The sequence below is a fragment of the Mucilaginibacter aquariorum genome (assembly GCF_024498135.1).
GTDB lineage: Bacteria > Bacteroidota > Bacteroidia > Sphingobacteriales > Sphingobacteriaceae > Mucilaginibacter > Mucilaginibacter aquariorum.
Genome location: NZ_JANHOH010000006.1, coordinates 163,155 through 174,737, shown reverse-complemented (window position 1 = coordinate 174,737; position 11,583 = coordinate 163,155). Strand labels below are relative to the sequence as shown.

At 44.3% G+C, this 11,583-nt stretch carries 11 protein-coding genes; 5 read left to right on the top strand and 6 right to left on the bottom strand.

Annotation, left to right across the window (positions count from 1 at the left end):
* Positions 1 to 1,434: a PepSY domain-containing protein gene (locus tag NPE20_RS19715; RefSeq protein WP_256540421.1), complete on the top strand. Its 1,434-nt coding sequence runs from the start codon at positions 1 to 3 to the stop codon at positions 1,432 to 1,434.
* 3 nt (positions 1,435 to 1,437) lie between these two features.
* Positions 1,438 to 1,647, top strand: coding sequence for a heavy metal-binding domain-containing protein (locus NPE20_RS19710; protein WP_256540420.1), 210 nt, complete (start codon positions 1,438 to 1,440; stop codon positions 1,645 to 1,647).
* Between the two features lie 137 nt (positions 1,648 to 1,784).
* On the opposite strand, the gene NPE20_RS19705 is transcribed toward NPE20_RS19710, so the two are convergent.
* Entirely contained in the window at positions 1,785 to 3,104 is a 1,320-nt protein-coding gene (locus tag NPE20_RS19705) for an outer membrane protein assembly factor BamB family protein (RefSeq protein WP_256540419.1), read from the bottom strand.
* A 108-nt stretch (positions 3,105 to 3,212) separates the two neighbouring features.
* Between NPE20_RS19705 and NPE20_RS19700 the strand changes: the two genes are divergently transcribed.
* The 3 genes from NPE20_RS19700 to NPE20_RS19690 all read left to right on the top strand — a co-directional run bounded on the left by NPE20_RS19700 (position 3,213) and on the right by NPE20_RS19690 (position 5,777).
* Positions 3,213 to 3,920: a DsbA family oxidoreductase gene (locus NPE20_RS19700; RefSeq protein ID WP_256540418.1), complete on the top strand. Its 708-nt coding sequence runs from the start codon at positions 3,213 to 3,215 to the stop codon at positions 3,918 to 3,920.
* A gap of 138 nt (positions 3,921 to 4,058) precedes the next feature.
* The gene (locus NPE20_RS19695; protein WP_256540417.1) at positions 4,059 to 4,535 is read left to right on the top strand and encodes a hypothetical protein; all 477 of its coding nucleotides are present in this window, start codon (positions 4,059 to 4,061) and stop codon (positions 4,533 to 4,535) included.
* Between the two features lie 93 nt (positions 4,536 to 4,628).
* Complete coding sequence (locus NPE20_RS19690; RefSeq protein WP_256540416.1) at positions 4,629 to 5,777, top strand: MFS transporter; 1,149 nt, start codon at positions 4,629 to 4,631, stop codon at positions 5,775 to 5,777.
* A gap of 1 nt (position 5,778) precedes the next feature.
* Here NPE20_RS19690 and NPE20_RS19685 read toward each other — a convergent pair whose 3' ends face one another.
* The 5 genes from NPE20_RS19685 to NPE20_RS19665 all read right to left on the bottom strand — a co-directional run bounded on the left by NPE20_RS19685 (position 5,779) and on the right by NPE20_RS19665 (position 11,578).
* Positions 5,779 to 6,048 (bottom strand): hypothetical protein, encoded by a 270-nt coding sequence (locus NPE20_RS19685; RefSeq protein WP_256540414.1) that lies wholly within the window; start codon positions 6,046 to 6,048, stop codon positions 5,779 to 5,781.
* Between the two features lie 194 nt (positions 6,049 to 6,242).
* Positions 6,243 to 7,364: a glycoside hydrolase family 26 protein gene (locus NPE20_RS19680; protein ID WP_256540413.1), complete on the bottom strand. Its 1,122-nt coding sequence runs from the start codon at positions 7,362 to 7,364 to the stop codon at positions 6,243 to 6,245.
* Positions 7,365 to 7,386: 22 nt separating this feature from the next.
* On the bottom strand, positions 7,387 to 9,162 hold the full coding sequence (locus tag NPE20_RS19675) for an alpha-L-arabinofuranosidase family protein (protein ID WP_256540412.1): 1,776 nt from the start codon (positions 9,160 to 9,162) through the stop codon (positions 7,387 to 7,389).
* 4 nt (positions 9,163 to 9,166) lie between these two features.
* On the bottom strand, positions 9,167 to 10,387 hold the full coding sequence (locus NPE20_RS19670; RefSeq protein ID WP_256540411.1) for an AGE family epimerase/isomerase: 1,221 nt from the start codon (positions 10,385 to 10,387) through the stop codon (positions 9,167 to 9,169).
* A gap of 6 nt (positions 10,388 to 10,393) precedes the next feature.
* A complete protein-coding gene (locus NPE20_RS19665) occupies positions 10,394 to 11,578 on the bottom strand; it encodes a glycoside hydrolase family 130 protein (RefSeq protein ID WP_256540410.1) in 1,185 nt (394 codons plus the stop codon).
* Between the last annotated feature and the right edge of the window lie 5 nt (positions 11,579 to 11,583).

Below are 11,583 nucleotides of genomic sequence, written 5' to 3'. Positions count from 1 at the left end.
ATGGCAACAGCAAAACAAAACTTTTATAAATGGCATCGGATATTGGGCTTAACCGCCCTTATCCCTGTCATCATGTGGACGTTAAGCGGCTTGTCGCATCCGTTCATGTCAAACTGGTTTAGGCCAACCATTGCCAATGAGGTGTATAAACCGGCTCAGAAAGGCATAAAACCAGCATTATCTTTACAACAGGTTTTAGATAAAAACGGCATAAGCGAGTTAGTGAATTTTGGACTGATAACTTTTAATAAGCAGGCTTATTATCAAATATTAGGTAAGGATAGCACCGCTAATTATTACTCGGCCATAAATGGCAACTTACTAAAAGATGGTGACAAACAATACGCCACTTACCTGGCCCGCTATTTTACGCAGGATAGCACATCTAAGGTAAAAAGCATCACCCTGCAAAAGACCTTCGATAGTCATTACCAACCCATCAACCACCTGCTGCCGGTTTGGAAGATAGCGTTCGACAGGCCCGATGGCATGGATATCTACGTAGAAACCAGTCAAAGCCGAATGGGGACATTTAATAACCATACCCGCAAGGCTATGCTTACTGTATTTGAACAATTGCATACCTGGGCTTTTTTGGCAGATATTGGTGGCGAGCAGTTCCGTATTGTGGTGCTGCTGATCGTTGTTAGTGTTATGTTTTTGTCGTTACTAAGCGGACTAACCATTTATGCATTGTTCTGGAAGAAATTTAAAACTGCCCAACAAAACCGCAAAGCCGATAACCGGAAAGATACCCGCTTTGTGCACCGTTTTCATAGGCAAATAGGGTTGATAGTATCTTTTGTGATGCTCACGTTTGTAACAAGTGGCGCTTTCCATTTAATAGTTCAGCTGCATAATATCGATCCGCAGGGCAAAACGTATACACAGCTGATCAACCGTAAAGAACTGGCTTTTTCTAACCTGCAATTACCTGCCGATAGTGTCAAAAATATTGCATTGGTGAGGTATCAAGATAGTGCTTATTACCAGGTTAGTGATACTAAAAAGAACATTAAATATTTTAATACCCAAACCGGAACCCAACTGGCCGATGGTGATGTACAATATGCCCGGCAACTCGCCAATTTTTATAATGACAGGCACAAGCCCGAGAAAGTTTATCGCCGGGTAAATGTTACCCAGATCCGCCAGTTTGATAACGAATATGGCTTTATTAACAAACGCCTGCCGGTACAAAAAGTGAGTTACCCCGACGGAGAAAACTGGTACATAGAAACTACCACATCGCAATTGGCCACAAAAGTCGCGGGCATTGACCGGGCCGAAGGTTTATCTTTTATATTTTTACACAAGTACTTCGGTATGAGCTGGGCCGGTAAAAACATCCGCGATATAGTGAGCATGCTGGCCGCATTGGGTGTATTGGTTGTATCTTTATTCGGCTTTGCCGCATTTATTAAAAACAAATAAACAATGAAAAAAACATTTATCATACTATCATTCGCAGGCCTGCTGTTAGGAACAGCCGCCTGCAATACCAGCGCTAAAAAAGACAATAAAGAAGCCGCAAAACCAAAAGGCAAATATTATTGCACCATGCACCCCGAGGTTACATCAGACAAGCCCGGCACCTGCTCTAAATGCGGCATGGATCTGGCAGAACGGGATACGACGGGTAAATAGGTTTTTCGTCGCCCATTCAAGCGTCCACGCTTGAATGAAAGCAGGTTAGGAGCGTCCACGCTCATGGATCAGCGTGGACGCTGATTATATTGAAAGTCAAGCGTGGACGCTTGACTTGGCGATTCCGTTCAACTAACTTATTTCAAATTAACGGCATACAAATAGCCATCGGCACTACCAAAATAAATAACACCTTTGCTTATTGCAGGCGATGAAACTATAGGCCCCAGAGTATAAAACCTATCCATAGTATTTACACTGGTGCTGTAAAGCGCGTTGTCTTTATCTTTAGTAAGGTAGCTATAGTCCAGGGTATCGCTTCGTAAAACAGTTGCTGCGTTCCTAAGCCTGCCGGGCACAGCGTACGCGGTATTCGATTGTCCGCTTTTTAAATCGACAGCAAACATTTTCCCTGTAAAATCGCCAAAAAAAGCGGTGCTGGCCGTTAACGCGGGTGATGAATATAAGTATCCATTGGCTTTATATTTAAAAAGTTGTTTGCCCGTAATGGCGTCAAAAGCCAGGAACAAATAGGTATCAGACGTGCCTATGTACACCCTTCCGTTCTGTATAGCAGCAGTAGTTAAGATCCACGAATTATCGGCAGCATATTTCCAGTTGAGTTTACCGGTTACAGCATTCAAAGCGTAGAAAAAGCCGTCGCGGGCGCCAAAATAAACCATGCCGTTACTGCAGGTTGCCGATGCCTGGATCCCTTCCAGCACATGATAATCGGGTTGTATGCCCGTTTTAAATTTCCATACTAATTTACCCGTTACGGCATCTATCGCATAAAAATAAGTATCCCAGCTACCCACATATAGTTTGCCGTTATACAGTGCCGGGTTAGTATGGATCAGTCCGCCGGTTTTAAAGCTCCATTTTAATTTACCGGTGCTGGCATTTACCGCATACAGTTTACCGTCGCTGCTGCCAAAATATACCGTTGAAGCATTAGTGCTGAATATGGGTGATGACAGGAAGAAATCGTATAAGTCGTCCATGTATTCATCCTTTGGCTGCATGGTCCACAAACCCTTTGCACCCACCTTTTTTTCACCACCCGTTTTAAACTTCCATAACAGTTTGCCGGTACGGGCGTTTAAGGCATAGTAGTACCCGTCATAACTGCCAAAGCAAACCACATTTTTATTTACTGATGGCGATGAATGTACCGCCCCGCCCGTGCAAAACTCCCAGATCTTTTTACCCGTTTTAGTATCGATGGCGTACAGGCTGTGATCCTCGCTGCCTATATAGGCTGTGCCATTACTTACGGCTGGCGAAGAAAACACCTTCCCATTAGTTGTAAACTTCCATTTTAGCCCGGCGAAAGCGCTGTAGTTTTTGGTGGTATATACACCGGTATGTTTAGCGTCGGCATGGAAGGTTGCGGGTAATAGCTGGCCAAATGCCATCAAGGGTAGCAGCAATATCAGGAAAAATAACTTCTTCATAAAAAGGTTTGGGTGGTTCAATTTAGCTATAATTTTGCTTATCCGCATTTGTGACTTTATGCTTACGCGAATGATGGCCGATTGGCGTAATTTTATACCAAATTTTAGATGATGAAAATTGAGATCTGGTCTGACGTGATGTGCCCGTTTTGCTATATTGGCAAACGTAGATTTGAAGATGCCTTACAGCAATTCGCGCATAAAGATAGTGTGGAGATAGAGTGGAAAAGCTTCCAGCTTAACCCCGATATGGTGACCGATCCATCGGTTAATATTAACCAATATCTTGCCGATGCCAAAGGCTGGACACTGGACTATGCCCAACAAATGAACAACCATGTTACCGAAATGGCAGCCGAAGTTGGCCTTACCTACCATATGGATAACGCCGTTGTTGCCAATAGCTTTAACGCCCACCGGTTTACCCACCTGGCCAAAAAACATGGCCTTGGCGCCAATGCCGAAGAAGCTTTGTTTAAAGCTTACTTTACCGATGGCAAAAATGTTGATGATACCGATACCCTTATTGAATTAGGCACCTCAATTGGCCTTAATGCCGAAGAGGTTAAGCAAACCCTTGCTACCGATGCATATGCCGATGCTGTAAAACACGATATTGCCGAAGCCCAATATTTAGGCATAAAAGGCGTTCCCTTTTTTGTGATGAACAGCAAATATGGCGTATCAGGCGCACAGGCTGTACCCGTATTTACCCAAACGCTCGAAAAAGCTTTTGAAGAATGGGATGCGGAGCAGGCCAAACCAAAACTTGATATTATTGAAGGCCCAACCTGTGGCCCCGATGGTGACTGCTGATAGCCATTAAATTTCCTTTATATACCCCTAACTTATATACTAATCAGCCGTATAAGTATAAATATTTAGTGTTGTTATCGGTTTAATCAACGCTAAATATATTATATATTTATAACCTGATTAATGCAATAAAACTATATGAATAAACTCTACTATAAATTGTTTATGGTCCTATTTCTTGCAGTGGCGATAAGCGGCTGTAAGCTGGATCCCCCGATTTACCCGGAAGGAACAGTTGCTAATCCTGATGGCGGTGTTACAATCGGCGGCAATATAACTTATGTTATGGATGGTAAAACAACTACGCTTAAACCCGCGGTTTTCCAGGTAATATCTTCAACGCAACTTCCGCCGAATGGCAGCACACAAATAGCTGGTGGCACCGACGTTCAGAATATGTTTTCATTAGGCGCCAAAACCACTGTTGTCGGCACATTTGATGCCGATATGATAATGGTCGGATCTTTATTGGGCGAAGGCACGGTAACATTTACCGAAATAAATGTGCCCGGTGGAGTTAAGGGAACGGTAAAGGGCACATTTACAGGAAAAGTATCCGACCTTTCAGGTGGGGGAGAAAAAGATATTTCAGGGTCGTTTAACATTACGATGTAATTGCACTTGCTTAAGGCGTTACAAAAGCTTTAAGATTATAGTAAAAAATATTTTATATCTTAGTGTGCAACAAACACTAAGAATTAACTGATATTGGAAGCTGTAACTCCTTCTTACAATTTTGCAAGAACAACCCTGCGTATTGCAGTAGGCGCTATGTTTTTTATGGCCGGGATATGCTTTGCCAGTTGGGCATCGCGTATTGCAACTATACAACAAAACCTTAATTTAAGCGATGCCGGGCTTGGCGGTGTATTATTTGCATTACCCGTAGGTTTAATGTGCTCGCTTCCATTTTCCGGCTGGGTAATTACCCGCATTGGCAGCCGTAACTTACTTATTAGCGCACTGGTGGTTTACAGTTTGTCGCTGGTTTCGTTAGGTATCGCACAAAACACTATTCAGTTAATTGCCTGTTTACTGCTGTTTGGTTTCTCCAGCAACGCGGTAAACATTTCTGTAAACACCCAGGCAGTAGCCGCCGAAGAACTTTATAAAAGACCCATACTGGCATCGTTTCATGGTTTGTGGAGCCTCGCCGGATTTGCAGGAGCTGCTATCGGCACATTCATGATAGGTAATCATGTTATCCCGTTTCAGCATTTTAGTTTGATAATGGCAATTGTTATTGTCTCGGTAATTTTTACTTCGCGATATCTAAAGAACGATAAACCAACCAGCGCAGGGCCGGTATTTGTAATGCCCGATAGCTCTTTAATAAAGCTTGGTGTAATAGCCTTCTGCTCGATGATCTGTGAAGGCGCCATGTTTGACTGGAGCGTTATCTATTTCAAAAAAGTAGTGCTTGCCCAAAACGCCTGGATAGGCGCGGGTTATACAGCCTTTATGTTTACCATGGCCACCGGCCGCTTTATTGCCGATAAATTTGCTCACCGTTTTGGGTTAAAACGCACATTGCAAATAAGCGGTATGCTCACCGCTTCGGGCCTACTTATAGCAGTGGTGTTCCCTTATTTATCTACCGCCTTATTGGGTTTCTTATTAGTAGGCTTTGGCGTATCATCTGTAGTTCCGCTGGTTTACAGCGCGGCAGGGCGGTCAAAAACCATGTCGCCGGGGGTAGCGTTGGCAGCTGTATCAACCATTGGCTTTATGGGCTTTTTAATAGGGCCGCCGGTTATTGGTTTTATAGCAGGTATTGCCACACTAAGGGCATCATTTACATTAATAGCAGCCATGGGTATTTGCGTAACTATCTTTTCTACTAAGGCAAAGATCTAATCTATCCCTTGTTCAAATCGGCTGCATTCGGGTTTAAAACGTACTCAAAATTCTCGTACCCGTTATGGAAGATAAACTTTAACCGCTCGTGTGGCAGGTTAATATCCAACGAAATTGCACCTAAGGTAGTTGGCAGGTTATCTCTTATTAATTTCAGGTCGGTTACGTGGGGCATTTCAATCGCTATGTCATCGCCCTGAGGTTCAATTTTCCAATCTTTGAGGCCTACAGCCCGCAATACGTCTAACCATTTTTGCTGATACGCGTTCATACTATTCTAATTTGAATGTAGAACAGGTAGGGTGAGATTAAGTTTTAAGGGTGTTCGAAGGTTCTTTTCTCAATCCCTCCCTTGGGAGGGGAGCGATGGAATGTGTAATGGCAGGGAGGGGTTTAAACGCTTTGTTAATTATCCATTTATTAACCCCTCCCTACCCTCCCGAGGGAGGGATTTTATCTTTTTATTTACCGGCCTGCACGCCTGCCATAAACCCCAAGTGGTGCTAATCTGTTCTCGAACAATGTTTGCGGACTGGCAAAGAATTTCTTAAAATCCGGCTCGCTTACCTGGCCGGGATATGGGGCATAATAATGATCAGTCCGTCCGTTGCGCCAGGCCATTACATATGATGTTTTATGTTTAGTCAGGGTTGGTAATAAAACTTTTGTCCACCAGTCGGCTTGGGGGATCTGCTCATACCCGGTTTCTGGCAGGCAGGCCAATTTATGGGTTTTGGCAGCAATGGCATCTAAGATCCCCAGGCGCATATCCAGTTTCTTTTGATAATCGGGTACGCTTTTGTAGCAGTAATTATCAAAGCCAATAAAATCGGTATAATCATTACCCGGATACCGCAGCATAAAATCTGCTTCGCTGTTAAAATCAGCCACCGAAAATACAATGAGCAGGTTATGCAGCTTTTTAGTAACCCGCATATAATCAACCGTAAATCGCCATAGCTCTTTAAATTCTTCGGGGGTACTGGTATTAGCGCACCACCAAAACCAGTTACCTGTAAGCTCATGAAACGGCCTGAATAAAATCGGGATCTGTTCGCCGTTCTCTCCTTTCAAACCGGCCATATAATTCGCACCTTTTTCAAGCCATTTTACATAAACATCGTGATAAGCACCGCCGGGTAGCAGGTCTTTAACCGTACCATTGGTAGTATCCCAGGCGGTTTTGCCATTGGTAGGGTTATCCATATGCCAGCAAAAAGTATTGATACCGCCACGGTCATATGCCTCGCGGACCAGTTTTTTCTGTAGTTTAAAAGGTATTCCGTTAATATCGCGCACGCTGTCGTGCTCTATCTTTGCCAGATCCCATCCGTACATAGCCGGATAAGAACCGGTAACACTTTTCACATCAGACCGGTTTGGCTCGTAGCGCCAGCCAACACCATAAGCAGTAGCATCATGGTGCCCGAATATTATACCCGCATCAACCAAACGTTGCATACTATAAAACAGTTGTTTGGTTTCGTAAGTGGCCTGCTTGTCGCAGGGGTTGTATAGTTGTGCCATAACCGGGATGCTGCAATTTAACAGCAGAGCGGTAACAACGCAGCGATAAATATTTTTCATGTTATATTGGATGTCTAATTTGTTATTTTTTTCCTTCGGCTACTAAAAATACACTTCCACGGGCAGGTACGGTAACAATTATACCACCAGCTATAGCTGCCGAATTTGCAGCAATGGTTTTGTAGGCTGCCGGTCCGCCCGAATCTCCTGCCGGGCCAGCGCCATTTACATATACCTTGCGCGAGAATGGCACGTTATCTGTTCCGCCGCTAAGCGTGTAGTAATAATAGTTTGCGCCCGCTGCAAAGTTCTTGATGTTAACGGTAACCGCCCTGTCTAAACTACTGCGGTTAACCAGCACTACGCCCGCCTGGCCAGACTGAAAAGATGAGCCATAGCTAATAATGTCAGGGCTGCCCGTTACCGATGAACTTACCATACGATCTCCAAAATATTTCTGGAAAAAATACATGTAATAAAATGCCGGCCTCGCATTCCAGGCTGGTGCGCCGAGTTCCGTATTACTACTATTCATGCTGTTGTTAAACATGCCATGATCATCGCCGTTATCCCATGCATTTGCCAGATCCCAGCGACTGGCCATACTGTATTGATTTTTCAATAATTCGCCCAGCACCATAACCGCGTGCAAACCGGCAATATTTGATACCATTTGTTTAGAACCGGTAGCGAAAATATTCCACTCATCCAATGCCACAGGCTTTTGGGTTAGGCCGGCATTTTGGAGAGATGTTTTTACCCAACTCATCATATTGGCAGTTGCGGGTTGTGGAGTAGCCAATATTACCTCGGGCGATGAATTTTGCATGTAAGGAGTGTAATAGTTATGCACCACATAATAATCGGGCGATGCGGCTGATGTTGTCATCGCGCCGCTGTTCCAGCCTTGTATTATGGTTGATGTATTGTCCTTTTCATCAGCCTCGGTTGTTACCATACCAATTTTAATACCTGTATTGCCTACTTCTGCTGCGGCTTTCCGGATCGAATCGGCAAATATTTTAAAGTGGATGCCATATAGGGCGCCGGTTAGTATAGCCGGTTGCCCATCTTTATTAGTTGCTAAATTTATACGATAGCCGGCCTCCCAGTTACCATAATTTTCGTTACCTATTTCCCAGTATTTGGTGCGTCCTTTATCGTAGCGTACCCAATCGGCAGCCAGGTGGGCAGCGGCTTCGGCGGGTTTATCACTTGTGCCGTATCGGGCGTAACCATAGTTAACCGTGATTAACCCGGTGCTATTGGTTTGCTGTAAAACCTTGTAATAATTATCAAGGGTAAAAGTCCAGTTGGCAGTGTTGTTGCCATACCAGTAACCTGCAGATGCAGATGTGCCCGCATAATTTAATAATTGCGCGGGGGCATCATCGGGCGCTTTGTTACTTCCGTTCCAAAAGTAAATATCAGATAAGCTACCACCGGGAAAACGCAGAATATTTGGCGACAGATCTGTTAACTGCTGCATTAAAACAGGCTGATCTACATACTGCCCCATAAACGGATTGGTATTATTGCCGAACAGGTTTTTTGACACCTTGGTTATTACCTGGCTAAGATCAACCGTTGCGGTTACCGAACCTGCTGCCGGTTTAGCAACTATTTTTGGCGATACGGGTGTAGCGAATGTTTTGGCCTGCCATCCGTCTAAAAAGAAACCCTGGGTTGCCGCAAGATCCGGATTATTTGGCGGGATTATAACGGTTGAACCGCCATTATCTGTACCGCCGCCATTGTTATCTCCACCGCCTTTTGGGGTGCTATCCTTTTTACAAGATTGCAGGAGGGCCAGTGCGACTAATGCCGCCATGCCTGTTTTCAAGAAATGTTTTTTCATTGGTTTACTGTCTGCTTATTCGTTTAATTAATTCGATACATGCCCTGCTGTTATGATAAGGGCATTTCCAGATTCCGGCTTTGTCTTCGGTTTGCATCACATCGCCATTAGCGTATATGCCCCAAAACCATTCACCGTTCTTAATATCTAATAAATGTTGCTTAACGAAAGCCCAATTTCGGAGCGACAGATGAAGATATTCCTCGTTATTACCTATTTGCCAGGTGTTGTAAAAGCCTACCATAGCTTCGGCCTGTACCCACCAGTGTTTTTCTTTTATCAGGTGATCTTCGGCTGGTTCGTACTCGTACCAAAGGCCACCATCGGTATCCAAACCTTTTTTAGTGACTTCGGATATTTTGATGCATTGTTGTTTTACTTTTTCAATTAACCCATGATGCTCGATAGCCTCTGCTGCTTCCAGCAAAAGCCAGGTGGCCTCAATATCGTGCCCATACGAAACCGTGTCTGACCTCTTATTCCAGTCCTCATCAAAAAACAGCACCAAATGGTTGGTTTCGCTATTTATGATATGGTCAAGAAAATTATTGATCAGGGTCTCTATCCGCACGCGCAATTCTGCTTCCGGCCATATGCTGTAAAGCGTTGTATAAGCCTCCAGCACATGCAGATGGGTGTTCATGCTCTTTTTTTCGTTGGCATCCTTCGCGCTCAGGCGCAAATCGGCTATAGGTTGCCATTCTTTGGTGAAGGCTTCCAGGTAACCGGTTCTTTCCTTATCGTAGCTTTTATCAACCAGCAATTTATACAGATCAACCGCGTAATTTTTGGCTTCGGCTACGCCGGATGCTTTGTAATATTCGCTCAAGGCATATATGGTAAAAGCCGAGGCATACACTTGTTTTTTAGTATCCAACGGATTACCCAGATGATCAACCGTCCAGTATACGCCGCCAAAATCGGCATCAATAAAGTGTTTGATGATGTACTGATAAGCGCGATTTGCCATGGCCAGATATTTTGCATCCTGGTTTTGATTATAGGCAGCAGAGAAACTCCACAAGATCCTCGCGTTTAAAACAGATCCTTTTGGCGAGGCCGGGATAACCGTATTATCGTTATCTATTTTACCGTAAAAACCACCATCCTGCTCATCAACAGTATTGGCCATCCAATAATTAAGAATATTGCCCAACTCATCGGCCAATTCTTTTTTATAGATATCCAATTGGTGTTTTATGGTATGCCCCGCCCTTGTTTCCATCTCCTGTTATTGTATCTGTAAAAGACTTTTATTTTTATTGATGATACTGTTTATGGTATTCACCGATGTTGCCGAACGCAAGCCGTCTGCCGGGGTGTTCATTACATAGTCAACCAATTTATCAACTGTAGTTGTTGCCACATGCATGCGCGTATCTGACGATGCATAATAGATAAATACCCTGCCATCTTCGTCCTGGATCCAGCCGTTGCAAAATGCAACGTTTGATACATCGCCAATGCGCTCTATCCCTTCAGGTGCTAAAAAATAGCCTGCGGGTTTGTAGGTAACCTTAGTCAGGTCGTTCAGATCTGTCATGAACATATATAGCGTGTACCGCAAGCCCGCTGCCGTGTTCCGCACTCCATGAGCCAGATGCAGCCAACCCTTTTCGGTTTTAATAGGTGTTGGGCCTTGTCCGTTTTTAGCTTCGTAAACGGTATGGTATTGTTTGTTGTCGATGATGGTTTCTTCATCAACAACAGCGTTTTCCATGCTATCGCAAAGGCCAAAACCTATACCTCCACCCTTTCCCGCGCTGATAAAACCATCCTGCGGGCGGGTATACAAAGCGTATTTACCATTAACAAACTCCGGGTGTAAAACTACGTTACGCTGCTGCGGTGAGTTTGTTTTCAGATCTGCCAGTCGTTCCCAGGTAAGCAAATCTTTGGTACGTGCAATACCACAAGCCGCAATAGCCATACTTTGGTCGTGGGCGGGAGCAGCAGGGTCGCGCCTTTCGGTGCAGAACAAACCGTAGATCCAGCCATCCTCATGCGCGGTTAAGCGCATATCATACAGGTTGGTATCAGGTTCATTAGTTTCAGGCATGGTGATAGGGCGTTCCCAAAACTCGAAATGATCAATCCCGTTAGGGCTTTCGGCTACCGCGAAAAATGATTTACGGTCGGCACCCTCTACCCTTACCACCATTATGTATTTACCATTGAATTTGATAGCCCCCGCGTTAAAAGCGGCGTTAATGCCAAAACGCTCCATTAGGTGTGGGTTGGTCGCAGGGTCAAGGTCATATTTCCATGCCAATGGAGCATGCTGTGCAGTAATAACAGGGTATTTATAACGGTCGAAAACACCGTTACCCAATCCCTCTATCTCATTATTTATATTGATCAGCTGCGTGTACGCTTCCTCTAAACCCGCTAATCTCTCTTTAAATTGCTGTGTCATTTTTT

What these genes read in the sequence shown, in the direction of transcription:
- NPE20_RS19700 (WP_256540418.1), top strand. Translation starts at nt 3,213, where the DNA reads ATGATGAAAATTGAGATCTGGTCTGACGTGATGTGCCCGTTTTGCTAT.
- NPE20_RS19695 (WP_256540417.1), top strand. Translation starts at nt 4,059, where the DNA reads ATGAATAAACTCTACTATAAATTGTTTATGGTCCTATTTCTTGCAGTG.
- NPE20_RS19675 (WP_256540412.1), bottom strand. Translation starts at nt 9,162, where the DNA reads ATGAAAAAACATTTCTTGAAAACAGGCATGGCGGCATTAGTCGCACTG.
- NPE20_RS19665 (WP_256540410.1), bottom strand. Translation starts at nt 11,578, where the DNA reads ATGACACAGCAATTTAAAGAGAGATTAGCGGGTTTAGAGGAAGCGTAC.
- NPE20_RS19705 (WP_256540419.1), bottom strand. Translation starts at nt 3,104, where the DNA reads ATGAAGAAGTTATTTTTCCTGATATTGCTGCTACCCTTGATGGCATTT.
- NPE20_RS19680 (WP_256540413.1), bottom strand. Translation starts at nt 7,364, where the DNA reads ATGAAAAATATTTATCGCTGCGTTGTTACCGCTCTGCTGTTAAATTGC.
- NPE20_RS19715 (WP_256540421.1), top strand. Translation starts at nt 1, where the DNA reads ATGGCAACAGCAAAACAAAACTTTTATAAATGGCATCGGATATTGGGC.
- NPE20_RS19710 (WP_256540420.1), top strand. Translation starts at nt 1,438, where the DNA reads ATGAAAAAAACATTTATCATACTATCATTCGCAGGCCTGCTGTTAGGA.
- NPE20_RS19670 (WP_256540411.1), bottom strand. Translation starts at nt 10,387, where the DNA reads ATGGAAACAAGGGCGGGGCATACCATAAAACACCAATTGGATATCTAT.
- NPE20_RS19685 (WP_256540414.1), bottom strand. Translation starts at nt 6,048, where the DNA reads ATGAACGCGTATCAGCAAAAATGGTTAGACGTATTGCGGGCTGTAGGC.